This is a genomic window from Pseudomonas sp. AN3A02, from assembly GCF_011765255.1.
Classification (GTDB): domain Bacteria; phylum Pseudomonadota; class Gammaproteobacteria; order Pseudomonadales; family Pseudomonadaceae; genus Aquipseudomonas.
The window spans coordinates 192,420-215,734 of record NZ_JAARNI010000001.1 but is presented as its reverse complement, the minus strand read 5'-3'; the positions used below and the strand labels follow the sequence as shown (position 1 = coordinate 215,734).

The window sequence follows — 23,315 nt, the reverse complement described above, 5'->3', positions numbered from 1 at the left end:
GCCGCTGTGCTCTTGATCTGCTTTTGATCTTGATCTTAGGCGCCCCGTTAAACCACGCTGGCCGAACGTAGGCAGTACGGAGCGGGTAAACCGGCAGGACGCCGGTTTAGCCGCGACGGGGCAGGGACGCCCCGTCGCGGCGGCCCGCTTCGTGCTGCCGGAGTGAGGGCACACCGAGCCTAAGCGAGGTGCCGAGTGGTGGGGCAAGAGCGTTTTGCTTACTTTTGCGCTCTTCAAAAGTGAGCCGCTGTAAGAGCGGAACTAATCGAAGCCGTTACCTAAATAACGAATATGTACCCCGCCCCAAGCCCCCCTCCACAATCAACAGCCTTTAAAAACCCCAGGCCGTTTCTCGACCATCGCCCGTACACCTTCCTTCGCATCCTCACTGTTCAGCAGTTTCTCCACCAGCACGGGCAACCCGGCCGCCGCCGCGATCTCCCCCTCAATCCGCGCCTGGCGGGCCGACATCAGCGTGGCCTGCACTCCCAGCGGCGCCTGCTGGGCTATGCGGTTTGCCAGCGCCACCGCCCGGGGCAACAAATCCTCGCTGGCCATCACCTCCTGCACCAACCCCAACCGCAGCGCCTCATGGGCATCAAACTCGTCCCCCGTGAGCAACCAGCGCATGGCATTCCCCCACCCCGCGATCTGATGAAAACGCAACGTCGCGCCCCCAAAAGGAAAAATCCCACGCTGCACCTCCATCTGCGCAAAGCGGGTATTGCTGGCACACAGGTTGATATCCGCCGCCAACATCAACTCGATACCAATGGTCAGGCAGTAGCCCTGAGCCGCAACAATCACCGGCTTACTCACCCGGGGCCCCGCGAAAACTCCCCAGGGATCACAACCGCCCAACGGTGGTTGCCAGCCTTGTGCCATCGTTGGACCGACATTGGCCAGGTCCAACCCGGCGGTAAAATGATCGCCATGCCCGAAGACAATGGCCACCCGCGCCTCCTCATTGCGATCAAATTCGCCATAAGCCAGGCTCAACTCATTGAGCAATTCCAGGTCGAACGCATTGCGCTTGGCCACGCGATCCAGGCCCAGCAATAGGATATGGCCCTGCTGTTCACGGCTGACGCGGCTGCTGGTGGCTTGGTTCATGGGGTGTGCCCTCGGGCGCAATGGGAGGTTTCGGACCGAAGGGCCCGCTGTTAAGGGTGAACCGTTTAAGCGTCATGACCAACAGGGCCGGGCCTTTGAAAAATAGACCCAGTCGCCGCAATGCGCAAAGCCTTTGGCGCAGAGCAGTTCCACTGGGTTTTCCGATAAAAAAAGCTCCCTTTTTCAGCGATTTCCGGTATAGTGCGCGCCGGCCTTTAACCGGGCCGCGTTTAGGTAGCGCAATTCCCCGAAGTCAGCTTCGGCTGCACGTCCGCACAGCGGACTCTTCCTTGACGAATCTTTTTCATTCATTCGTTTTCGCAAATCCCCGCCGACAAAGCAGCCAGGGCGACTCTTGAGTCTCAACACGGCATGCGCAGCTTTGGAGCATGGGTCTTTGCGGATGCACTTAGAGGCAGACCCATGACCCAGGAAACCGGCGGCTTCGCCGCTTTTAATCTTAACCCGAATATTCTTGCTGCCGTCATCGCGACTGGCTACGAAGAACCTTCGGCTATTCAGCAGCAATCGATCCCGATCATCATGGCCGGCCAAGACATGATTGGCCAAGCGCAAACCGGTACCGGTAAAACCGCCGCGTTCGCCCTGCCAATCCTGCACTGCATCGATCCTGCCAAGCGCGAGCCGCAAGCCCTGATCCTGGCGCCAACCCGTGAGTTGGCGCTGCAAGTAGCAACCGCTTTCGAAACCTACGCCAAGCAAATGCCGGGCGTTACCGTTGTGGCCGTTTACGGCGGCGCGCCTATGGGCCCACAACTGAAAGCAATCCGTAACGGCGCACAGATCGTTGTCGCCACTCCGGGCCGTCTGTGCGACCACCTGCGTCGCGACGAAAAAGTACTGTCGACCGTGAACCACCTGGTTCTGGACGAAGCTGACGAAATGCTCAAGCTGGGCTTCATGGACGACCTGGAAGTCATCTTCAAGTCGCTGCCAGCAACCCGTCAGACCGTACTGTTCTCGGCCACCCTGCCACAGTCGATCCGTGCCATTGCCGAACGCCATCTGCGCGATCCGCAACACGTGAAGATCCAGACCAAGACTCAGACCGTTACCGCGATCGAACAGGCTCACCTGTTGGTTCACGCTGACCAGAAGACCTCGGCTGTATTGAGCCTGCTGGAAGTCGAAGACTTCGACGCCCTGATCATGTTCGTGCGCACCAAGCAAGCGACCCTGGACCTGGCCAGTGCCCTGGAAGCCAAAGGCTACAAAGCCGCTGCGCTGAACGGTGACATTGCCCAGAACCAACGTGAGCGCGTCATCGACTCCCTCAAGGATGGCCGTCTGGACATCGTTGTGGCGACCGACGTTGCCGCTCGTGGCCTCGACGTTCCACGTATCACTCACGTGTTCAACGTTGACATGCCTTACGATCCAGAGTCCTACGTGCACCGTATCGGCCGTACCGGCCGTGCCGGTCGCGAAGGTCGCGCATTGCTGCTGGTGACTCCACGTGAGCGCCGCATGCTGCAAGTGATCGAGCGTGTAACCGGTCAGAAAGTTGCCGAAGTCCGCCTGCCGGATGCCCAGGCTGTTCTCGATGCCCGCATCAAGAAACTGACCAACAGCCTGTCGCCGCTGGTGGCTGACGCTGAATCGACCCACGGCGACCTGCTGGACCGCCTGACTGCCGATATCGGTTGCACCCCGCGTGCCCTGGCTGCAGCCCTGCTGCGCAAGGCTACCAACGGTCAGGCCCTGACCCTGGCAGCCATCGAGAAAGAACGTCCACTGGTGCCGAACAACGCTCCGCGCGGTGATCGTCCAGAACGTACTGGCGACCGTCCAGACCGTGGTGATCGCGAGCGTCGTGCTCCGGTTCCATTGGCTGAAGGCCGTGCTCGCTGCCGTACCGCGTTGGGCGCGCGTGATGGCATCGCTGCCAAGAACCTGCTGGGCGCTATCCTCAACGAGGGTGGCCTGGCACGTGAAGCGATCGGTCGCATCCAGGTGCGTGACAGCTTCTCCCTGGTGGAGCTGCCGGAAGATGGTCTGGAGAAGCTCCTGACCAAGCTGAAGGACACTCGCGTTGCCGGTAAGCAGTTGAAGCTGCGTCGCTACCGCGAAGATTGATCCGCCCTTGGGCTGATTGATCGAACATAAAAAATCCCCGACTGGTTCGGGGATTTTTTTTGCCTGCGATTAAGCGAAACGATAGATATCCATGCCCAGCGCGCCCAAGGTGAAGCCTTGGTGGGCTGCGCTGAATTCACCGCCTGCGCCCCGGGCAAAGTACAGCGGCAGCAAATGCTCATCGCTGGGGTGGCTGCGCACGGCATGGGGTGCCTGGCGGCGATAGTCGTGCAGGGCGGCTTCATCGTTGGCCGCCAGCTTGCTGACCATCCAATCGCGAAAATCCCGCGCCCAGGGCTCGATGCTCTCCGGCCCGGCATGCCAGTCCAGTTCACCGAGGTTATGGGTAATGCTGCCGGAGCCGATCAGCAGCACGCCTTGTTCCCGCAGGCTTGCCAGTGCGTGGCCGACACGGGTTTGCAGGGCAGGGCCCATGCGGCTTGGCAGCGATACCTGCACCACCGGAATATCGGCAGCCGGGTACATCAGCGACAGGGGCACCCAGGTGCCGTGGTCGAAGGGGCGCTGGTCATCAATGTGCGCCTCCAGGCCGTCAGCCTTGAGCAATTGGACAATCTCGGCGGCCAATGCCGGGTCGCCGGGCGCCGGGTACTGTACGGCGAACAATTCCCGCGGAAAGCCGCCGAAGTCGTGCCAGGTCTCGGGCGCGGCGCTGCCGGTCACCAGCAGGCCCTGGCTTTCCCAGTGTGCCGAGACCACCACAATGGCCTTGGGCCGTGGCAACTCGGCGGCCAGGCGCTTGAGTGCCGGGCCGCTGGCACCGGGTTGCAGGGCAAGCATCGGTGAACCGTGGGAGATAAACAGGCTGGGGAGCATGATCGGGTCCTGAGGGTTAAGATGGGACCATCTTCAATCAGATCATTGATCTAAATCTAATATAAGTTTTAGCGCTATTTGATCAAGTTTTAGGGTGAATCATGGAGCCTGGATTTTGGCATGAGCGTTGGGCGCGCAATCAGACGGGTTTCCATCTGCCCGAGGTGAATCCTTACCTGCTGCGCCACTGGCCTGGCCTGGGTGTGGCGAGCGGGGCGCAGGTGCTGGTACCGTTGTGCGGAAAGAGCCTGGACCTGGTGTGGCTGGCGAGTGTCGGGCATCGGGTGATTGGGATCGAGCTGTCGGAAAAGGCCGTTGAGGAGTTTTTCAGCGAGCAGGAACTGACGCCGCAGATCAGTCAGCGCGGTGCCTTCAAGGTCTACCAGGCGGGTGCCATTGAGCTGTGGTGCGGGGATTTCTTCGCCCTGGATGCAGGCGCAGTGGCTGATTGCCGGGCGCTTTACGACCGGGCGGCGTTGATTGCCCTGCCTCCGTTGATGCGGGAGCAGTATGCCGCGCACTTGAACGGGCTCCTGGCGCAAGGCAGCCGCGGCCTGTTGATCACCCTCGACTATGAACAGGCGCAGAAGGCAGGCCCGCCGTTTGCAGTGAGCGACGAAGAGGTGCAACTGCTGCTTGGCGCGCAGTGGAGCCCCGAGGTACTGGAGCAGCAGGACATTCTGGGGCAGAGCTGGAAGTTTGTTCAGGACGGCGTCACACGCCTGGAAGAGCGGGCGTACCGGTTAGCCAAGGGCTGAATCACGCCCACAAAAAAGGGGCGATCAAATCGCCCCTTCTTCTTTTCGCTGTCAGCCGCGACGACGCAGTGCGTCAATCCGCTCTTCCAGTGGCGGGTGGCTCATGAACATGCGAGCCATGCCTTGCTTGATACCACCGTTGATGCCAAAGGCAGTCAGGGTGTTCGGCATATGCACCGGCAAGCCCTGTTCGGAGCGCAGGTGCTGCAGGGCGCTGATCATTGCGCCGGTACCGGCCAGGCGTGCGCCGGCTTCGTCTGCACGGAATTCCCGTTTGCGCGAGAACCACATCACGATCGAGCTGGCGAGGAAGCCCAATACCAGTTCGGCGAAGATGGTCGCCACGTAGTAGGCCATGCCCTGGCCCTGTTCGTTCTTGAAGATCACCTTGTCGACGAAGTTGCCGATGATCCGCGCAAAGAACATGACAAAGGTGTTCACCACGCCCTGGACCAGCGCCAGGGTGACCATGTCACCGTTGGCCACGTGGCCGATCTCGTGGGCCAGCACCGCCTTGATTTCGTCAGGCGAGAAACGCTCCAGCAAACCCTGGCTGACGGCCACAAGGGCGTCGTTCTTGTTCCAGCCGGTGGCAAAGGCGTTGGCTTCATAGGCCGGGAAGATCCCGACTTCAGGCATCTTGATCCCGGCTTCACGGGACAGTTGCTCGACGGTTTGCAGCAACCATTGCTCATGCCGGGTGCGTGGCTGAGTAATGATCTGGGTGCTGGTGCTCATCTTCGCCATCCACTTGGAGATGAACAGCGAGAAAATCGAGCCGGCAAAACCAAAGACCGCACAGAAGATCAGCAGCTGATTGAGGTTCAGATCAACCCCGTTGGCCGCCATGATCCCATTGAAGCCAAAAAGGCTCAGCGTGATGCTGGCAATCAGCACGACCGCCAGGTTAGTGGCCAAGAACAGCAGAATGCGCATCATGGTTGTAGAATTCTCCTCATGCTAAATATGTCGCGTACTGCGGGGTATATAAGGTGCAGCATGGGGCTATTCAACCGAGGGACTATTTCAAACTGTGTCCTACAGCCTGAATGTAGAGCCTTGAAGGGAATTTCCGAGGCCCGGGGTAGCTCGGCAGTCTCGCTCCATTACCTTGCGGCCCTGTAATTATAGGGTGATGCTCGACCGAGGGGGTAACCGGTGAGTGTGAACGGCGAGGGACCTGCGCAAGGCAGAGAAGTGTTGCCAGATAATCGCTGTACGACCATGGGCGGGCCGTACAGCGCAATGTCCATTACTGGCGATAGGACTTCAGGAAGTTGCCGATACGACCGATGGCCATCTCCAGGTCATCCACCCGCGGCAAGGTGACCACCCGGAAGTGATCCGGCCACGGCCAGTTGAACGCTGTGCCCTGGACCACCAGCAGCTTTTCCGACAGCAGCAGGTCGAGCACGAACTTCTCATCGTTGAAGATCGGGCACACTTTCGGGTCGATCCGCGGGAACGCGTACAGCGCGCCCATGGGCTTGACGCAGCTGACACCCGGAATCGCGTTCAGCAGCTCCCAGGTGCGGTTGCGCTGCTCGAGCAGGCGGCCTTGTGGCAGCACCAGGTCGTTGATGCTCTGGTAGCCGCCCAGGGCGGTCTGGATGGCGTGCTGGCTCGGCACGTTGGCACACAGGCGCATGTTGGCCAGCATGTCGATGCCTTCGATGTAGCTCTGGGCATTGTGCTTGGGACCGGAAATCGCGATCCAGCCGGAACGGAAACCCGCCACCCGGTAGGATTTCGACAGGCCATTGAAGGTCAGGCACAGCAGGTCCGGGGCCAGGGACGCGGTGCAGATGTGCACGGCGTCGTCGTACAGAATCTTGTCGTAGATCTCGTCGGAGAACACCACCAGGTTGTGCTGGCGCGCCAGTTCGAGCATGCCCAGCAGCACTTCCTTGGAGTAGACGGCGCCGGTGGGGTTGTTCGGGTTGATGATCACCAGGGCCTTGGTGTTCGGGGTGATCTTGGCCTTGATGTCGGCCAGGTCCGGGAACCAGTCCGCGCCCTCGTCACACAGGTAGTGCACCGGATGGCCACCGGCCAGGGTGACGGCGGCGGTCCACAGCGGGTAGTCGGGAGCCGGCACCAGCACTTCGTCGCCATTGTTGAGCAGGGCCTGCATGGACATGACGATCAGCTCGGACACGCCGTTGCCCAGGTAGATGTCTTCGATGCCGACACCTTCAACCTGCTTCTGCTGGTAGTACTGCATGACGGCCTTGCGCGCGCTGAACAGGCCCTTGGAGTCGCTGTAGCCCTGGGCGGTCGGCAGGTTGCGGATCACGTCCTGGAGGATTTCGTCCGGCGCTTCGAAACCAAAGGGTGCCGGGTTGCCAATGTTCAGCTTGAGGATGCGATGGCCTTCCTCTTCCAGGCGTTTGGCGTGCTTGAGCACTGGGCCGCGAATGTCGTAGCAGACGTTGGCGAGCTTGTTCGATTTGCTGACCTGCATGGCGATGTGATCCTGAAAATGAACGATCCAGACGGTGTGGAGACTACCGTGCTGAGAATCCTGCGTTGGCCTGACCCATAAATACGTTTGAATGCCGGTAACGCGGGTGCCAGACTGGCGCTTTGAAGAGGCGCAATCATACGTGCCGCCTGATCCATGGAAAAGACACAGATCAGGCTTTTTCAGTTGCCGAGGTGTACCGATGGAAAAGTTGCAGAAAACCGTTGATGAATGGAAAGCCATGCTCGACCCGGAGCAGTACAACGTGTGCCGCCTCAAAGGCACCGAGCGACCGTTCAGCGGCAAGTACAACGGCACCAAGACCGACGGCGTTTACCACTGCATCTGCTGCAATGAACCGCTGTTCGATTCCAAGGCCAAGTTTGACTCCGGCTGCGGCTGGCCCAGCTTCTACGAGCCGATTGCCGAGCAGGCGATGGTCGAGATTCGCGATATCAGCCACGGCATGATCCGTACCGAAGTCACCTGCGCCAAGTGCGATGCGCACCTGGGCCACGTGTTCCCGGATGGTCCGCCGCCGACCGGTTTGCGTTACTGCATCAATTCGGTGTGCCTGGATCTGGTGCCGCGCTAAACCGTCTATCTCCTGCGGGCCTTCGTGTCCGCAGGGGCCGTTATACCAAGGCATAAGCCCGAGCAATTAAATTGCACACAATTGAATTGCCTACTATCTTTCAGGTCTTCTTATTTCTTTCGAGGCACTGCCATGAGCGACAACCTGCTGAGCATCCCTTGCACCACCATCAAGGGTGAGCAAAAGACCTTGGCCGATTTCGCCGGCAAGGCGATTCTTGTGGTCAATACCGCCAGCAAGTGCGGCTTCACCCCGCAGTACAAGGGGCTTGAAGAACTCTGGCAGCATTACAAGGACCAGGGCTTGGTGGTGCTGGGCTTTCCCTGCAACCAGTTCGGCAAGCAGGAGCCGGGCAACGAAGGCGCCATTTCCGAGTTTTGCGAGCTGAACTTCGGTGTCAGCTTCCCGCTGTTCAAGAAGATCGACGTCAACGGCAGCGATGCTCACCCATTGTTCGTGCAGCTTAAAAAACAGGCCCCGGGTTTGCTCGGCTCCAAGGGCATCAAGTGGAACTTCACCAAGTTCCTGATCGGCCGCGATGGCAAGGTGGTCAAGCGTTTCGCCCCGACCACCAAGCCCCAGGACCTGACCCAAGAGATTGAAGCCCTGCTCAAATGACCGACCTGTCCCTGTCCCTTGACGACCAACTGTGCTTCAAGCTCTACGCCGCCTCCCGCGCGGTCACCCGGGCCTACAAGCCGATGCTCGATCAGTTGGGGCTGACCTACCCGCAATACCTGGTGATGCTGGTGTTGTGGGAATGGCAGGCCGCAGCCATGCCACAGCCGACGGTCAAGGCCTTGGGCGAGCGCTTGTTGCTGGATTCCGGCACGCTGACGCCGCTGCTCAAGCGCCTGGAGCAGCTTGCTCTGGTACGGCGTCAGCGCAGTGCGCAGGATGAGCGTGAGGTGCACCTGAGCCTGACCGATGAAGGTCGACATTTGCGTGACCAGGTGCAGCCGTTGAAGGCCCGTCTGTTGTGTGACAGCGGGGTTGACCTGAACCAGGCCGATGCCTTGCGTGACGGCCTGGATCAGCTGTTGCGACAGATCAAAGACTTGTCGTAGTCGGCACCCACAGGTCGAGCAACGCCTTGAGTTCTTCCCGGCGAAACGGCTTGGCCAGGTAGTCATTCATGCCTGCCGCCCGGCAGCGCTCGCGTTCCTCGGACATCGCGTTGGCCGTCAGCGCGACAATCGGCAAGTCCGGCCAGCGCCCGCTGCGGCGGATCTGCCGGCTGGCCTCATAGCCATCCATCACCGGCATATTGCAGTCCATCAGCACCATGTCGAAGCTTTGTTCTTCCAGCAGCTTGAGGGCTTCGCCACCGTGGGCGGCGACGATAACCTCGCAGCCGAGCTTGGCGAGCATGCCCTTGGCCACCAGTTGATTCACCGGGTTGTCTTCCACCAGCAGGACGCGCGCCCGGTGGGCGAGGGGGCCGGTTTCCAGCTGGATCAGGTCAAGCACCACGTCCGGATCGGTGCGCAGGTTGCGTTGCAGAATCTGGTACAGCGCCGTGCGGCTCAGGGGCCGGGCTTGTTGTTGCAGCGGCGCCAGGGCCGCGACTTCTTCGCTGGGCATAAAGTTGCCGTAGGCGGTCACCACCAGGATCGGGGCGGTGATCGACGGGCGCAGGCGAAACAGGCATTCGGGGCAGTCGGTGATCAGCAGGTCAGGATTCTGCCCGCTCAAGTCATCGTCAATGGAGTAGCAGCGCGGCGTCAGGCCCCAACTCGGCAGCAGGCTGTTGAGCAGTTCCGCCAGGCCGCTACTGCTGCTGGTGATCGCGATCACGTCGCCTGCCAGCGGCGCCAGGCGCATCGCCGGTAAATGCGTCGGCAGTGGCAGGTCGGCGCAGAACTGGCTGCCAAAACCGGCTTCGGAGCTGATGCTCAGGCGGCCCTTCATGGCCTCGCACAGGTTGTGGGTCAGCGCCAGGCCCAGGCCGGTGCCGCCAAACTGGCGAGTGATACCCGCACCGGCTTGGGTGAACGGCTGGAAAATCTTGACCTGAGCATCCTGCGCAATCCCGATGCCGGTGTCGCATACCTCGATTCTGACCCGGCCGGCCTGGGCACTGAGGCGTACATCCACCCGGCCAAAGCGCGTGAATTTCAGGGCGTTGGACAGCAAATTGCTGACAATCTGCCGTACCCGCGTCGGGTCGCCCAGCACCTGGGCGGGAAACTGCGGGTCGATCAGGCACGTCAACTCCACGCTGGGCGCGGCGTTTTGCGAGAGCAGGTTGGCGGTGTCCTCCACCAGTGCACCCAGGTCGAACGGGATGTTTTCCAGCTCCAACTGACCGGCATCGAACTTGGACAAGTCGAGGATATCGTTGAGCAACTCCACCAGCACTTTGCCCGAGTCATGGGCGATCGACAGTTGCTGGCGTTGCTCGGCATTCAGCGGGCTGTCGAGGGAGAGCGCGATCATCCCGAGCAGGCCGTTGAGCGGCGTACGGATTTCATGGCTCATGTTGGCGAGGAACGCCGCCCGTGCCTGGGCCATGGACAGGGCCGTCATCTTCGCCGCTTCCAGTTCGTCGTTCGACAGCGTCAGTCGATGATTGATGGCCTTGAGTTCGGTGGTGCGCGCAGAAACGATGTCTTCCAGTTGGCCGAGGTATTCAGTCAGGCGGTTTTCGGCGTGTCGGCGTTGCTGGATCTCAGTCTCCATGTTTTCAAACTGCTGGTTGGCAACGTTGACCAGTACGCCGATCTCGTCGTGTTCGTGCCCCGGTGGGCAGTCCAGGCGCTCGTGCTTGCGTGAGCTCAGCTCGCGGATGATGCGCACCAGCGGCTTGGTCAGCATCACGTAGAACAGCGCCAACAGAATGCCGGTGAGGATCAGACTGCGGGCAAAGCCGTTGAGCAGAGTGATCTCGGCGCGGCGCAGGAAGCGGCTGCCGAACGCGTAGGTGTCGACGTCGAGACGTAATACGCCAAGGGCGTCATTGGGCATGTGGGTGAGGTACAGTCGGTCTTCGAATTGGCGGTTGGCGCCAAACAGGAAATCGCTGATGGGGCGGTAGGTGCTTTCCTTGCGCGGGCGCTGGACATCGGCCAGGACCAAACCGTTGTTGTCGACCAGTTGTGCTCGGGTGATGGCGGGGGAGTGCAGCAGGCCCAGGGTCAGTTCCTGAGCCAGTTCGGCGTCGATGTTGTAGGCGATGCGAGAAGCCGGGTTATGACTGATTTCAATCAGCGCGCGTATTTCCCGGTTGATGGATGCGTCTTCGCTGGCATAATCAATCCCAATCTGTAGCAGGCTGAGCAGGGTTCCCAAGACGAACCCGACCAGCACTGTCAGTCTGGCTTGTTTATAAGACAAGCGGTGGGCGAACTTGATATCCATCGGGTGCTGTACCACTTTACGTTTCCTTTCGCCCGGCAAGCATAGCTGAACATCCACAGGCTCAAACTTGCCCGGCATAAATCGATTTTATTCGGTGCAGCCCTGCTGAGTCTGCCTCAGGGTTGTCAATACGCCATCTTTTACAAGAACTTGCCAGAGGAATAGTCGTGGATTCTCGATTGAATGCCTTTCTTGAGCGTGCCGACGCGGTACTTGCTCGCCTGGAGCCCTTGTTGCCTGCCCCACGCGAGGCGGTTGACTGGAACCATTGCCTGGCTGCCCGCTGGCAGCGCGAAGGTCGCAGCGGCTTTTTATTGCCGCTGGAAGTCAGCCTGGACATGCGCCTGTCCGACTTGATCGGCGTGGACAAACAACGCGAACAATTGGCCCGCAACACCCAACAGTTTCTCGACGGCCTGCCGGCCAACCATGCGTTGCTGTGGGGTTCGCGCGGTACTGGGAAATCGTCCATGGTACGCGCCTTGCTGGCCCAGCATGCCAAGGCCGGGTTGCGCCTGATCGAGATCGAGCGCGATCACTTGGCGGACCTGCCGCGAGTGGTTGAGCAACTGATCAAATTGCCACAGCGCTTTGTATTGTTCTGCGATGACCTGTCCTTCGAAGCCGGCGAGAGCGATTACCGCGTGCTCAAGAGCGTACTCGACGGCTCCCTGGAGCAGGCGCCGGAAAACGTCTTGCTGTATGCCACCTCCAACCGTCGTCACCTGGTGCCCGAGAACCAGAGCGACAACGAAAACTGGAAGACGGTAGATGGCGAGCTGCATCCTAACGAAGCGGTGGAGGACAAGATTGCCCTGTCTGACCGTTTCGGTTTGTGGCTGTCGTTTTACCCGTTCAATCAAGAGCACTTCCTGGATGTGGTCGAGCACTGGATCGGTGAGCTGGCGAACAAGGCCGGTTTGCAGTGGCAGCGCGATGAAGAGCTGGACATCCTCGCGGTGCGTTGGGCAACCGGGCGTGGCAATCGCAACGGCCGTTGTGCCTATCAGTTCGCCCGCTACTGGGTGGGCCTCAAGTTGTTGGAGCGTCAACCATGATCGATTTGCAACAGTCCGGCACCGGCCTTGATGGTTACGCCATGCTGCATGCGCAGCTGGAATCGTTGCTGGCGGATGAACGGGATTTCATCGCCAATGCCGCGCAGTTTTCTGCGTTCCTGTTCAACCAGCTGGACGATTTGAACTGGGCGGGCTTCTACCTCAACCGCAATGAAGAGCTGGTGCTCGGGCCTTTCCAGGGGCAGATCGCCTGTGTGCGCATTCCGTTTGGTCGTGGGGTGTGCGGCGCGGCAGCGGCCTCGCGACAAACCCAGCGGGTGGAAGACGTGCATGAATTTGCGGGGCATATCGCTTGTGACAGCGCGTCGAACAGCGAGCTGGTGGTTCCGCTGGTCAAGGAAGGGCGCCTGATTGGTGTGCTGGACCTGGACAGCCCATCGCTGTCGCGGTTTACCCCGCAGGACCAGGCCGGCATCGAGCAGTTGGCGGCGATTTTCCTGCGGTTGACCGATTGCTGATGGCGTGAGCCTCCTGTAGGAGCGAGCTTGCTCGCGAAAAACCAGAGAACACCGCGTGCATCCAAAAATGACCGCGTTATCGTTGGCGATTTTCGCGAGCAAGCTCGCTCCTACAAATTATCGACGGTCCAGGACCTCCAGTTGCATCTGCAGCATCCTTTCCAGCTCAAGCATGGATTTCTCCATGGCCTTGATATCCACCTCGATAGCGTGCCGATTGTCACCTTGGCCACAGGCCAGCTCCAAGGCTTCGCATTGCCCGGCCAGGATATCCGCCTGGATGATCCGTGCGGCGCCCTTGATCTTGTGGGCTTGCTCGATCAGGTCTTGGGGGGCGGCTTGTCGCGCCAGTAAGGCCATCAGCTCGACTCGATCATGCCGGCTGCTGCTGAGCAATTCTTCAAGCAAACGCTGACTCAACTGTGGGTCGCCGCCTGTCATCGCGTCCAGGCTTTGAAGGGTGAACACATTGCCGGTGGGCAACGGGGCGACCTGTGCCAGTTGCTGCTCCAGCGCGGTGAGGCTGATGGGTTTGAACAGGCAATCATCCATGCCTGCGTCGAAGCAGCGTTGTTTCTCCTCAGGTTGAGCGTTGGCGGTGAAACCGAGTATCACGCACGGCGTTTTTTGCTCGCGCTGCTCATACTCGCGAATGGAATGACTCAACTCATAGCCGTTCATGACCGGCATATTGCAGTCGGCAATGACCAGGTCGAAGTGCTCCTCGCGCCAGGCCTGAAACCCTGCAGCACCATGATGGGCGGCGGTGAACTGATGCCCCAGGAAGCCCAGTTGCTGGCACATGAGCAAGCGGTTGGCCGGATGGTCATCCACCACCAGCACATTGAGTACCGGCGCCGGCTTGGTCGCGGCAGGCTCCAGCTGGTCTACGGCCTTGACCGGTTGCAGGCTGGTCATCTTCAGGCTGACGTGGACCTGGGTGCCCACCATGGGCACGCTGCTCAGGCTCAGTTGCCCGCCCATCATGGCGCACAGGCTGCGACAGATCACCAGCCCCAGGCCGGCGCCGCTCCGGGCCAGGTGCCCGGAGTTGTCGGCTTGGGCAAAAGGCTCGAACAGGCGTGACTGGTCTTCGCGATTGATCCCGATGCCAGTGTCCTCTACCACCAGTTTCATCTCGACCTGCTGAGGTTGCCCGGTCGCCTTCAATTGCACCTTGATCTTCACCTGCCCGCGTTCGGTGAACTTGATCGCATTGCTTACCAGGTTCGAAAGCACCTGTTTGAACCGCAACGGATCGATCAGCACATCGGTGTCGCCGGCATCGGGGCTGAACTCCAGCACCAGGCTCAGGGTTTTCTGGCGCGCCAGGCCATCGAACACGCGCACCACCGACTCGATCACCTCGCGCAGGTTGACCCGCTCCGGGGCCAGGCTCAGGCGGCCGGACTCGATGCGTGCAATGTCCAGAATATCGCCGATCAGCTCCAGCAGGTCCTTGGCCGAGTTGTACGCGACCTCGATGGCGGGGCGATCAAGATGACCCTGGTCGGCACGCTTGAGTGTCAACTCCAGCATGCCAATGACGGCGTTCATCGGTGTGCGGATTTCGTGGCTCATGGTGGCGAGGAACGTACTTTTTGCGCGGTTGGCTTCGTCGGCGCGTTCCTTGGCGGCACGAAGTTCATCGAACAGCTGGCGCCGTTCGCTGATATCGATCCAGCCGCCAATGATGCCCTGCACCTCGCCCATCGAGTCGCGGTACGGGAGAATCCAGTGATAGATCGTGAGTTTTTTCCCGTGGACATGCATTGTGCGATCCAGGATCAGTGGTTTGCCTTCGGCCACCACCTGCTGGTAGTCGGCATTGTACTGAGCCGCCTCCGTCTCAAGGGCCATGTCCATCTGGGTGATGCTTTTGCCAATGATGTCCTCACGCTTGACGTCGAACGTTTGCAGGTAACTGTCGTTGCAGGTCTGCAGGAAGCCGTTGTGGTCACGTACGTAGATCGGATGCGGGGTTTCATTGACCAGCGCCCGCATGAACTCGAACTGGTCGTTAAGGGCGCGCTCAGCCAGTTTTCGATGCTTGATCTGGCGCTGCAGGTAGCCGTTCCAGGTCAGGGAAATCAACAGCAGCAGCCCGGTGCCGATGATGATCTGGGCAATCAGGCGGTGGTAATTGCGCCAGTAACCGTCGGATGCCGCGTTGTAGCCGCGCCAACGACTGTTGATCGCCGCCAGCTCATCCGGGGCAATGCTGAGCAGCGCCTTGTCGAGGATCGAGCTCAGTTCGGTGGCGTGGCGGGACGTCGCCAGCGCAAAGGTCGCAGGCAGCGTGCCAATGCTGGAGCTGATCTGTAACTTGTCCTGGAACACCGGTGAGGAGAGAAAGTAGTTGGCGATCACCAGAGGGTTCACTGCGCCGTCCACCTGGCCCTGTGCCAATAGTTCGGAGGCCTTGAAGGTATCACCGGCCTCTACCAGAGTGACCTGGGTAAACTCCTGGCGCAGGAATTTTTCCAGCGGGTTGCCTTGGGTAATCGCCAGGCGCTTGCCGGCCATCTGTTGAAGGCTTGCGGGCGCGCCTGCCTCTTTGCGCGTCAGCAGTACATAGGAGTTTTCCAGGTAGGGGCGGCTAAAGCTCAACTGGGACTCGCGCCCGGCGCTTGGAACGATTGCGCCGATGATATCGGCTGCCCCGCTATGGACCAGCTCAATCATGCTGGCGACGTCCCGCACGTGTTGAATCTCGAAGCGCAGGCCGGTTCGCAGGCGAATCAGCTCCAGCAGGTCGGCGGTGACACCCCGGAAATTGCCGTCGGTATCAAAAAATGTAAGCGGGGCGAGGGTTTCGTTGACCACCACCTTTACCACCGGGTTGCCTTTGAGCCAGCGCTCTTCGCGCAGGGTCAGTTGCAGCTTTCGGTCGGTCAGTAGAATGTCGCTGCCCGCACTCCAGCGCTTGGCGATGCTGTCGCGTTCATAGGTTGATACGCCATCGAGCACTGAATCGACGATGCTCAGGAGAATGGGTTGATCCTTGCGCAAGGCGAAGCTGAAACCGTAAGCCTCGTGCTTGCCGAAGTTGGCCATGCGGATGTTTTTCAGGTAGCCCTTGTTGATCATGTAGTGAGTGGAAATGGTGTCGCCCAGGAAGACGTCCGCCTGGTCGAATGCCACCGCATTCAAGGCATTCTGATAGGAGGGGTAGGCATGGATGGTCGCCTTTGGATACAGCGCCTGCACCTCATTCATGGGCAGGTAGTGGTAGACAAGGCTCAGGCGCAGGCCCGCCAGGCCGTCGCCAAGGTTGCGGTGTTCACCTTCGCGGGTGACCAGTACCGGTTGATCCACTGCGTAGGGCAATGACAGGGCAATATCGGGATTCGCCGCTTCAAAGCCGTTGGCGGACCCCAGAAAGTCGATATCGCCGTTTTCCAGCGCCCGGATCGCGGCTTCCCGGGAGGGATAGCGCAGCACCTTCAGCGGTATTGCCAGCGTCCTGGCCACCAAGCCGGCGTAATCGGCGGTCAACCCTTCATAATCGCGCCCGCTGGAGGTGATGTCGAAGGGCGGGTAGTCCGGTGCAGACGTGCCCAGTATCAGTTCGCGTTTGTTTTGCAGCCACTGGCGCTGAGTCTTGTTCAGTGGGGTGTCCAGTTGAACGGCACCGGCACGCCCCAACAGTGCGTATTGCTCGGGAACAGTTTGTTCGGCAGGCACGGAAGTGCTGAGGCACGCCCCGATACTCAATATGATTAGATAGTCCTTTAAACGCCTGGGCATCCGATTTCTCACACTAGCGCGTTACGTTTTGCCATCTCGATAAGTTCTACCAAGGATTTGGCTTTTAGTTTTTGCATGAGCCTTTTTTTGTAGGTGCTGACAGTCTTGTTGCTGAGAAACATGCCTTTGGCTATTTCCTTGTTTGTCCGGCCTTGTGCAAATAATTGCAATACCATGAGTTCGCGATCATTGACCACTTTGAACAATTCAAGCTCTTCGTTGCAATCTGTTTCATTAGTGTTGCCGTTGAGGGCCTGGCTCGGAAAGTAGTTGTAACCTGACAGGACTGCCCTGATAGCACTGAGCAGTTCGCTCAAGTCACCTTCCTTGCACACATAACCATCGGCACCGGAACGCATGCACCGTGTGGCAAAGAGTTTTGGCGTCTGGGCGGTGAGGATCAATGTCTTGGTCGGTGTACTCATTGCGTTGAACCGGCAAAGCACTTCCAGGCCGTCGAGTTTTGGAATTCCGATATCAAGGATGATCAGGTCCGGCTGGCACTCCTTGACCATTTGTATCGCATCACAACCATTATCTGCTTCTCCAACTACTTTATAGCCTTCGTGTTCTAACAACATTCGAATGGCAAGTCGGATAACGGGGTGGTCGTCGATAATAAAAACTGAGTTCATGATCAAATTCCATGCAAGCGCAAATAAAGTCGGCACATTAGCTCACATGGCAATGAAGGAGGATGAACTCGATGTGGAACAAACGTAAAACAAGAATATTCCTACAATAAAAAAAGCAAGGGATTACGCCCTGTGAGGTGTTTGTTGTTTGGGTGTAAGAAATTTGCGTGGGTAGAGTTTAAAAATAAGTGGCAGCGGGCAAGCTGTTTTACAGCGAGGGATTTTCATACGGGGCGGGCGTTTAACTTCCTACTATCTTGTTGTGCGGGGGAAGGGGTGATTGGCGTATGAGCTCGCTCAGTTCAACGTGGTTCAAAGGCTTCGACAAGTAGCCAAGCAGCGGAAAGTTGCGTTGGAATGCCTGGGCCTTGAGGATTTCCAGTTCGTTCACGGGCAGGCCGCTGAGCAATATCGCGGATTTTATAAAGCCCCTGCGGTTGGCGATTTCAATCAACTCCAGCCCAGGCAGGTCCGGGAGGCATTGATCACACAACAGAATATCGAATGGTACGGCGGTTTGTGTCATCAGCCGCATTGCCTGCTCTGCATTTTCAGCCAGGGTCAGGTCGTGGTAGCCATAGTTGCGTAGCAGGCATTGGGTGGCCAGCAACTGAAAGGGGTGATCCTCCACCAAGAGGATTCGAAGTTGTTCGTGCATGGGGTTTTCCATGAAGTGACCAAGCGCCCGGGAGACGCTCCGCCAGGGCACGTAGTAAGACGTTAATGGCCCGCCAGTTATGGGGCGCAGGAGTGTGTCGAAACACTGCGGTCATGGCGCGCGATTATTCATCGCGGCGGGGAGGAAGTTCGATCAGGCCGCTCTGTTCCGTGCGTAGGGCGATTCTGTGAAAAAGTGGCCCTGGCTATAAGCCAGGGCGCAGGTTTATTGCGGACTGGAGCGTCCAGTCATTTCTCGGGCCATTTCACTGGCGTAGCTGTCGGTCATGCCGGCGATGAAGTCGATCATGCGCAGGAACGAAGCGTGCAATGACCACGACGGGTCGGGGGCGCTGTTGCCCAGCAGGTCGAGGATGCGCCGGTTCTTGAACGACGGGGTGCGACCACCATGTTGTTCCAGGGCCGCGCCGCAGAAGGCGTTCAAGAGGATTTCGAGGGTGGTGTAGGCGCCGATTTCATGCAGGGTCTTGCGCTTGTCCTGGAAGATCTTCTTGCGCGCCATGTCCTTGGCATCCAGTACGCAACGCTTGGCGGGGCCGTGCATATGTTCCACCAGGTCCCCCGGCAGGGTACCGGCCAGCAACGCTTCCTGTTGTTCGACGAACGCCCGGGCAGCGGCGTTGGTCAGGTGCTCGATGGCCTTGCCCCGCAGGATCGCCAGCTTGCGTCGCCGGGAATCCAGCGGGCCGAGTTGCCGGTAGGTTTGCGGTAAGTCGTCGCCCACCAGGTCCAGCAGCAGTGACTCGACCTCGGCGTATTCCAGCAGCTCCATTTCCAGCCCGTCTTCGAGGTCGATCAACGCGTAGCAGATATCGTCGGCGGCCTCCATCAGGTACACCAACGGATGTCGCGCCCAGCGCTGTTCTTCCAGTTGCGGCAAGCCGAGCTTCTGGGCGATCTGCTCGAGAATCGGCAGCTCGCTCTGGTAGCAGCCGAACTTGTGTTTCTTGTAGCCCAGCGAGTCGGCGTGGCGGGCGGTCCAGGGGTATTTCAGGTAGGTGCCCAAGGTGGCGTAAGTCAACCGGGTACCGCCGTCAAACTGGTGGTATTCCAGCTGCGTGAGTACCCGGAAGCCCTGGGCATTGCCTTCGAAATTGAGGAAGTCATTGCGCTCGGCGCTGGTCATGTCATCCAGCCAGCCACGCCCGGAAGCCTGCTGGAACCAGTGCCGGATCGCGTCTTCACCGGAATGACCAAACGGCGGATTACCGATGTCGTGGGCCAGGCAGGCCGATTGCACCACCATGCCCAGGTCGCTCGGGTCACACCAGTCGGGCAGGGCGCTGCGGATCGTCTCGCCCACGCGCATGCCCAGGGACCGTCCCACGCAGCTGACTTCCAGGGAATGGGTCAGCCGCGTATGGATGTGATCGTTGCTGGTCACCGGATGCACTTGGGTCTTGCGGCCCAGTCGGCGAAACGCGCCGGAAAAGATGATGCGATCATGGTCTTTGTGAAACGGGCTGCGCCCCAGTTCTTCCGGGCTGTGCAGCGGTTTTCCAAGGCGTTCGCGGGTAAGCAGGGTGGGCCAATCCAAGGCGGGTACTCTCCGTGCGGTGAATGACGCCTCCCAGCTTCCCGGTTCAGCCGGGCCTTCGCAAGCGAAAAACTACAGGCCGGCGGCGTCGATATCGATTAGCAGCAGGCGCTGACCATTATCAAAGAATTGTCCGGCAGTCAGGCAGTACTGGTTGGTCGTGGCATCGCGATAGGTTGAGGACAGGGTCAGCCGCCGCTCCTCCCAACCTTCGGCCAGCAGATGATAAAAATACGGACGCCATGACCAGTTGTGGCCCAGGTAGCGGCTGTCGGCTTGCCAGGCGCCCTGGTGCCATTCGAAATTCGGCGTCAGTTGCGTGCCATGCCGGTCGCACTGGTAAAAACGCAGCAGCCAGGGAAACGCCGGCAATTGCGGCAGTTGGCTCAGCGGTGCATGGGTGTGGGCCCAGGTTTGCAGGATCTGCATCAGCTCCGCCAGTTGCTGGCGCAGCTGCATAATCCGGCCACGTTCGGCCAGCTTCTGTTGGACGTAACCGGTGCGCAGTTGGGCGAAGCGCGGCACGAACGCGTCGGTGTCGAACCAGTCCAGCTGGGCCTGGGCGAACAGGTAGCCCTGGACATAACGCGCACCACATTCCAGGGCGAAATTGAGCTGGGTCTCGGTTTCGACGCCCTCGGCAATGATCCAGCAGCCGGTTTTTTCCGCCATTTGCGCCAGCGCCCGCACCACGTCCCCGCTGGGGCCACCCCGGGCAGCAGCCTGGAACAGGCGCATGTCGAGTTTGAGAATGTCCGGTTGCAGGGCCAGCACCCGGTCCAGTTGCGAATAGCCAGCGCCGAAATCATCAATGGCAATCCGCGCCCCGGCTTCGCGGTAGCGCTCGACCACTTCGGCCAAGCGCTGGATATCACCGCCCAGTTCCGTGATCTCGAAGACGATACGGCGCGGGTCGACGTTATGCACCTGCAATTGCTTCAGGCTCGGCAAGGCCTGCCCCGGGCGCAGCCGGGTAATCCAGCGTGGCGAGATGTTCAGGCTGAGGAACCACTCTTGCGGGGCTTCATGCAGGCGGCTCAGGGCATTGTCGCGGATCTGTCGGTCCAGGCGGCGCAAGGCCACGGAGGGCGTGCGCGGGTCGGCAAACAACGGACCCACCGAGCGCAGTTCACCGTTCGCCTGGCGCACTCGCCCCAAGGCTTCTACGCCGGCGATGCGGCCGGTAGCGGTGTCGATGAATGGCTGGAAGCAGGCGAGCGGTTGCCCGTCGATCACAGGGCCTCCTTAAAAGACCGGAATAAAAAAGGCCCGGCCCTCGAGGGTGAGGGCCGGGCCTGATCTGTTTGCAAGAATGCAGCCAGCGCGGCTTAACGTTTGCGCGAAGCACCCTGCATGGCCAATTTGATCAGCGGGATCAGACCGGCGCCAAGCCGCACCAGGCGGGTCATGGTGCCGATTCCGCCGCCCTTGGCGCCTTTACCGGTGAGAAAGCCCAACAGTGTCACCACGCCCACGCCCCACAGCGGCGCGTGCTTGATGCCAAAACCGTCCTGCCAGCTCTGGCCCATGTTGCGGACCTTTTGCAGCGGCAACATCAGTTGCTGGGACTCGTGACGAATTTCCTGGCGGTGCATTTCCATGCGCAGGCGGATCAACGCCTTGCGCATTTCTCGCCGGGAAGTGTTGTGCGGCAATTCAGTCATGCTCATGGCAGCAGGCGCTCCCGGTCGTTGGCCAGCTCTTCGAGGGTGGCATGGAACGGCGTGGACTCATCGAACACCGCCGCCTTCAGGCGCAACCCGCAGAATGCTGCGGCCAGTATGTAGAACACACACAAGCTGATGATCCCGGTCAGGCGGTAGGTATCCCACACCAGAATCATCACCAGCGCCGACAAACCCACCAGCAGCAGCAAGGCAAACACCAGCGCCAGGCCGGCGAACAGCAACAGGCTGACGGTGCGGGCTTTCTGCTCCTGCAACTCGATGCCAAACAGCTCGACGTGGCTGTGCAGCAAACCCAGGACAGCCGCTCCCAGGCGCCGTGAAGTAGAACTTGGGCCCGTGGACGAGCCGGATTCGCCGATAGACATGATTAGCGCCTTGTAGCCAGCAGGCCGATCAAAAAGCCCACGCCGGCTGCAATGCCGACGGACTGCCATGGGTTGGCCTGGACATAATCCTCAGTGGCCGTGACCGCCGCCTGCCCGCGTTCGCGCAGGGAGTCTTCGGTCAGTTGCAGGGTTTCACGGGCCTTGAGCAGGCTGTCGTGAATCTTGCTGCGCAGCTCGTCTGCCTGGTCGCCGGCGAGAATCGCCGTGTCGTCCAGCAGCTTCTCGGTATCGCTGACCAGGGTTTGAAAATCCGCCATCAGTATTTCTTGAGCAGTCTTTGCCGTTTTTCTGGCCATGGTTATCTCCGTGAGTAGCTGGTCTGTTTACTTTTGGTTTCGAGTCACCGGCATCGGTGAAGGTTCACTGCAATTGTCTGGTACAGCTTTTGCTTTGCCTTGGTGCGCAGGCCTGGGGCCTTGCGCTGAATCCGGGCGGTTGGGGCTCAAACCCTGAAAAACCTTACCCTAAATAACTAAAACTCGCGGAAAAACCCTGTCGGATTCTGCCTTTCTCAATGATCGCTGCGCTAAACCGGTTCACGGCCTCAAAAGAAGGTCGAACCGTCGGGGCCAATTTAGTGCGCGTCATGAAGGTCATGAACTGCTTTGGTGCTTTTTCCTGCATGTGCAGGCCTGCCATCCTCCATGGAAAATTTGCAAAGCGCGGTGGACACCCTCGTCCACAGTTCCAATACGCTGTTCATTCTGATTGGTGCGGTCATGGTCCTGGCCATGCACGCCGGCTTTGCCTTCCTGGAAGTCGGTACCGTACGCCAGAAGAACCAGGTCAATGCCCTGTCGAAAATCCTCAGTGACTTCGCCATCTCCACACTGGCCTATTTCTTTATAGGCTATTGGATCTCCTACGGCGTGACCTTCATGCAACCGGCGGCGGTGATCAGCGCCGACCACGGTTACGGCCTGGTGAAATTCTTCTTCCTGCTGACCTTTGCGGCAGCGATCCCGGCGATCATCTCCGGGGGGATTGCCGAGCGCGCGCGTTTTGCGCCGCAACTGTGTGCCACCGCGTTGATCGTAGCCTTCATCTACCCGTTTTTCGAAGGCATGGTGTGGAATGGCAATTACGGACTGCAAGCCTGGTTGCTGGCCAGCTTCGGCGCGAGCTTCCATGACTTTGCCGGCAGCGTCGTGGTGCACGCCATGGGCGGTTGGCTGGCACTGGCGGCCGTGTTGCTGCTCGGCCCGCGCCAGGGACGTTATCGGGAAGGGCGCCTGGTGGCATTCGCGCCGTCGAGCATTCCATTCCTCGCGTTGGGCTCGTGGATCTTGATCGTCGGCTGGTTCGGCTTCAACGTCATGAGTGCGCAAACCCTGTCCGGGGTCAGCGGGCTGGTGGCGGTCAACTCGTTGATGGCGATGGTCGGTGGCACCGTGGCGGCATTGGTGATCGGGCGTAACGACCCAGGCTTCTTGCACAACGGTCCGCTGGCCGGGTTGGTCGCGATCTGTGCCGGCTCCGACCTGATGCACCCGGTGGGCGCCCTGGTGACAGGCGCGGTGGCGGGCGGCTTGTTCGTCTGGTTCTTCATCGCGGCCCAGGACCGTTGGAAGATCGATGATGTGCTGGGTGTGTGGCCGCTGCACGGGCTGTGCGGTGTGTGGGGCGGGATTGCCTGCGGGATCTTCGGCCAGACCGCCCTGGGTGGTCTGGGCGGCGTGAGCCTGATCAGCCAGTTGATCGGCACCGCGCTGGGCGTGGTCGTGGCGCTGGCCGGCGGCTTCCTGGTGTACGGCGTGATCAAGCGCGTGAGCGGCCTGCGCCTGAGTCAGGAGGAAGAGTATTACGGTGCGGATCTGTCGATCCACAAGATTGGGGCGGTCAGTCAGGATTGAGGGGCGGTTTCCATTTAGGGTGTTGCG

At 59.9% G+C, this 23,315-nt stretch carries 21 protein-coding genes; 8 read left to right on the top strand and 13 right to left on the bottom strand.

Annotated elements, in window-relative coordinates:
- Positions 1–321: 321 nt before the first annotated feature.
- Positions 322–1,113 carry a crotonase/enoyl-CoA hydratase family protein gene (locus HBJ59_RS01080; RefSeq protein WP_076017350.1) on the bottom strand — a complete coding sequence of 264 codons (792 nt, stop codon included), beginning with the start codon at positions 1,111–1,113 and terminating at the stop codon, positions 322–324.
- Positions 1,114–1,536: 423 nt separating this feature from the next.
- Here HBJ59_RS01080 and HBJ59_RS01075 point away from each other — a divergent pair, with 423 nt between their 5' ends.
- Positions 1,537–3,210, top strand: coding sequence for a DEAD/DEAH box helicase (locus tag HBJ59_RS01075; RefSeq protein ID WP_076017351.1), 1,674 nt, complete (start codon positions 1,537–1,539; stop codon positions 3,208–3,210).
- A gap of 69 nt (positions 3,211–3,279) precedes the next feature.
- Here HBJ59_RS01075 and HBJ59_RS01070 read toward each other — a convergent pair whose 3' ends face one another.
- Positions 3,280–4,047, bottom strand: coding sequence for a class III extradiol ring-cleavage dioxygenase (locus tag HBJ59_RS01070; protein WP_076017352.1), 768 nt, complete (start codon positions 4,045–4,047; stop codon positions 3,280–3,282).
- Between the two features lie 101 nt (positions 4,048–4,148).
- Here HBJ59_RS01070 and HBJ59_RS01065 point away from each other — a divergent pair, with 101 nt between their 5' ends.
- The gene (locus HBJ59_RS01065) at positions 4,149–4,805 is read left to right on the top strand and encodes a thiopurine S-methyltransferase (RefSeq protein ID WP_167662548.1); all 657 of its coding nucleotides are present in this window, start codon (positions 4,149–4,151) and stop codon (positions 4,803–4,805) included.
- A 51-nt stretch (positions 4,806–4,856) separates the two neighbouring features.
- On the opposite strand, the gene htpX is transcribed toward HBJ59_RS01065, so the two are convergent.
- Both htpX and HBJ59_RS01055 read right to left on the bottom strand, forming a co-directional pair.
- The gene (htpX, locus tag HBJ59_RS01060) at positions 4,857–5,744 is read right to left on the bottom strand and encodes a protease HtpX (protein ID WP_076017354.1); all 888 of its coding nucleotides are present in this window, start codon (positions 5,742–5,744) and stop codon (positions 4,857–4,859) included.
- 313 nt (positions 5,745–6,057) lie between these two features.
- Entirely contained in the window at positions 6,058–7,269 is a 1,212-nt protein-coding gene (locus tag HBJ59_RS01055) for a pyridoxal phosphate-dependent aminotransferase (RefSeq protein ID WP_076017355.1), read from the bottom strand.
- A 202-nt stretch (positions 7,270–7,471) separates the two neighbouring features.
- Here HBJ59_RS01055 and msrB point away from each other — a divergent pair, with 202 nt between their 5' ends.
- The 3 genes from msrB to HBJ59_RS01040 all read left to right on the top strand — a co-directional run bounded on the left by msrB (position 7,472) and on the right by HBJ59_RS01040 (position 8,931).
- On the top strand, positions 7,472–7,864 hold the full coding sequence (gene msrB, locus HBJ59_RS01050; RefSeq protein WP_017479955.1) for a peptide-methionine (R)-S-oxide reductase MsrB: 393 nt from the start codon (positions 7,472–7,474) through the stop codon (positions 7,862–7,864).
- A 132-nt stretch (positions 7,865–7,996) separates the two neighbouring features.
- On the top strand, positions 7,997–8,482 hold the full coding sequence (locus HBJ59_RS01045) for a glutathione peroxidase (protein ID WP_076017357.1): 486 nt from the start codon (positions 7,997–7,999) through the stop codon (positions 8,480–8,482).
- Positions 8,479–8,931 carry a MarR family winged helix-turn-helix transcriptional regulator gene (locus HBJ59_RS01040; RefSeq protein ID WP_167662547.1) on the top strand — a complete coding sequence of 151 codons (453 nt, stop codon included), beginning with the start codon at positions 8,479–8,481 and terminating at the stop codon, positions 8,929–8,931. Before HBJ59_RS01045 ends, HBJ59_RS01040 begins: the two co-directional genes overlap by 4 nt.
- Here HBJ59_RS01040 and HBJ59_RS01035 read toward each other — a convergent pair.
- Entirely contained in the window at positions 8,915–11,224 is a 2,310-nt protein-coding gene (locus HBJ59_RS01035; RefSeq protein ID WP_167662546.1) for a response regulator, read from the bottom strand. The two genes, HBJ59_RS01040 and HBJ59_RS01035, sit on opposite strands and share 17 nt — an antisense overlap.
- A 167-nt stretch (positions 11,225–11,391) precedes the next feature.
- Between HBJ59_RS01035 and HBJ59_RS01030 the strand changes: the two genes are divergently transcribed.
- Complete coding sequence (locus HBJ59_RS01030) at positions 11,392–12,282, top strand: ATP-binding protein (RefSeq protein WP_076017360.1); 891 nt, start codon at positions 11,392–11,394, stop codon at positions 12,280–12,282.
- The gene (locus HBJ59_RS01025; RefSeq protein ID WP_076017361.1) at positions 12,279–12,761 is read left to right on the top strand and encodes a GAF domain-containing protein; all 483 of its coding nucleotides are present in this window, start codon (positions 12,279–12,281) and stop codon (positions 12,759–12,761) included. Before HBJ59_RS01030 ends, HBJ59_RS01025 begins: the two co-directional genes overlap by 4 nt.
- 117 nt (positions 12,762–12,878) lie before the next feature.
- On the opposite strand, the gene HBJ59_RS01020 is transcribed toward HBJ59_RS01025, so the two are convergent.
- The 8 genes from HBJ59_RS01020 to HBJ59_RS00985 all read right to left on the bottom strand — a co-directional run bounded on the left by HBJ59_RS01020 (position 12,879) and on the right by HBJ59_RS00985 (position 21,731).
- Complete coding sequence (locus HBJ59_RS01020; protein ID WP_167662545.1) at positions 12,879–16,511, bottom strand: transporter substrate-binding domain-containing protein; 3,633 nt, start codon at positions 16,509–16,511, stop codon at positions 12,879–12,881.
- An 8-nt stretch (positions 16,512–16,519) separates the two neighbouring features.
- Complete coding sequence (locus HBJ59_RS01015) at positions 16,520–17,146, bottom strand: response regulator transcription factor (protein WP_076017363.1); 627 nt, start codon at positions 17,144–17,146, stop codon at positions 16,520–16,522.
- Between the two features lie 241 nt (positions 17,147–17,387).
- Positions 17,388–17,804 (bottom strand): response regulator, encoded by a 417-nt coding sequence (locus tag HBJ59_RS01010; protein WP_076017364.1) that lies wholly within the window; start codon positions 17,802–17,804, stop codon positions 17,388–17,390.
- A 225-nt stretch (positions 17,805–18,029) separates the two neighbouring features.
- Positions 18,030–19,361 (bottom strand): deoxyguanosinetriphosphate triphosphohydrolase, encoded by a 1,332-nt coding sequence (locus tag HBJ59_RS01005; protein ID WP_167662544.1) that lies wholly within the window; start codon positions 19,359–19,361, stop codon positions 18,030–18,032.
- Positions 19,362–19,433: 72 nt separating this feature from the next.
- Positions 19,434–20,597 carry an EAL domain-containing protein gene (locus tag HBJ59_RS01000; protein ID WP_167662543.1) on the bottom strand — a complete coding sequence of 388 codons (1,164 nt, stop codon included), beginning with the start codon at positions 20,595–20,597 and terminating at the stop codon, positions 19,434–19,436.
- A 92-nt stretch (positions 20,598–20,689) separates the two neighbouring features.
- Positions 20,690–21,031, bottom strand: a complete 342-nt coding sequence (locus tag HBJ59_RS00995; protein WP_167662542.1) for a hypothetical protein — start codon at positions 21,029–21,031, stop codon at positions 20,690–20,692.
- Positions 21,028–21,414 (bottom strand): phage holin family protein, encoded by a 387-nt coding sequence (locus HBJ59_RS00990; protein WP_003209078.1) that lies wholly within the window; start codon positions 21,412–21,414, stop codon positions 21,028–21,030. The genes HBJ59_RS00995 and HBJ59_RS00990 overlap by 4 nt, the downstream gene beginning before the upstream one ends.
- 2 nt (positions 21,415–21,416) lie before the next feature.
- A complete protein-coding gene (locus tag HBJ59_RS00985; protein WP_026078283.1) occupies positions 21,417–21,731 on the bottom strand; it encodes a YqjD family protein in 315 nt (104 codons plus the stop codon).
- Positions 21,732–22,079: 348 nt separating this feature from the next.
- Between HBJ59_RS00985 and HBJ59_RS00980 the strand changes: the two genes are divergently transcribed.
- On the top strand, positions 22,080–23,288 hold the full coding sequence (locus HBJ59_RS00980; RefSeq protein WP_076017369.1) for an ammonium transporter: 1,209 nt from the start codon (positions 22,080–22,082) through the stop codon (positions 23,286–23,288).
- Positions 23,289–23,315: the final 27 nt, after the last annotated feature.

Coding starts and splice junctions, on each gene's coding strand:
- HBJ59_RS01080 (WP_076017350.1), bottom strand. CDS start 1,113: ATGAACCAAGCCACCAGCAGCCGCGTCAGCCGTGAACAGCAGGGCCAT.
- HBJ59_RS01075 (WP_076017351.1), top strand. CDS start 1,537: ATGACCCAGGAAACCGGCGGCTTCGCCGCTTTTAATCTTAACCCGAAT.
- HBJ59_RS01070 (WP_076017352.1), bottom strand. CDS start 4,047: ATGCTCCCCAGCCTGTTTATCTCCCACGGTTCACCGATGCTTGCCCTG.
- HBJ59_RS01065 (WP_167662548.1), top strand. CDS start 4,149: ATGGAGCCTGGATTTTGGCATGAGCGTTGGGCGCGCAATCAGACGGGT.
- htpX (WP_076017354.1), bottom strand. CDS start 5,744: ATGATGCGCATTCTGCTGTTCTTGGCCACTAACCTGGCGGTCGTGCTG.
- HBJ59_RS01055 (WP_076017355.1), bottom strand. CDS start 7,269: ATGCAGGTCAGCAAATCGAACAAGCTCGCCAACGTCTGCTACGACATT.
- msrB (WP_017479955.1), top strand. CDS start 7,472: ATGGAAAAGTTGCAGAAAACCGTTGATGAATGGAAAGCCATGCTCGAC.
- HBJ59_RS01045 (WP_076017357.1), top strand. CDS start 7,997: ATGAGCGACAACCTGCTGAGCATCCCTTGCACCACCATCAAGGGTGAG.
- HBJ59_RS01040 (WP_167662547.1), top strand. CDS start 8,479: ATGACCGACCTGTCCCTGTCCCTTGACGACCAACTGTGCTTCAAGCTC.
- HBJ59_RS01035 (WP_167662546.1), bottom strand. CDS start 11,224: ATGGATATCAAGTTCGCCCACCGCTTGTCTTATAAACAAGCCAGACTG.
- HBJ59_RS01025 (WP_076017361.1), top strand. CDS start 12,279: ATGATCGATTTGCAACAGTCCGGCACCGGCCTTGATGGTTACGCCATG.
- HBJ59_RS01020 (WP_167662545.1), bottom strand. CDS start 16,511: ATGCCCAGGCGTTTAAAGGACTATCTAATCATATTGAGTATCGGGGCG.
- HBJ59_RS01015 (WP_076017363.1), bottom strand. CDS start 17,146: ATGAACTCAGTTTTTATTATCGACGACCACCCCGTTATCCGACTTGCC.
- HBJ59_RS01010 (WP_076017364.1), bottom strand. CDS start 17,804: ATGCACGAACAACTTCGAATCCTCTTGGTGGAGGATCACCCCTTTCAG.
- HBJ59_RS00995 (WP_167662542.1), bottom strand. CDS start 21,031: ATGAGCATGACTGAATTGCCGCACAACACTTCCCGGCGAGAAATGCGC.
- HBJ59_RS00990 (WP_003209078.1), bottom strand. CDS start 21,414: ATGTCTATCGGCGAATCCGGCTCGTCCACGGGCCCAAGTTCTACTTCA.
- HBJ59_RS00985 (WP_026078283.1), bottom strand. CDS start 21,731: ATGGCCAGAAAAACGGCAAAGACTGCTCAAGAAATACTGATGGCGGAT.
- HBJ59_RS00980 (WP_076017369.1), top strand. CDS start 22,080: ATGGAAAATTTGCAAAGCGCGGTGGACACCCTCGTCCACAGTTCCAAT.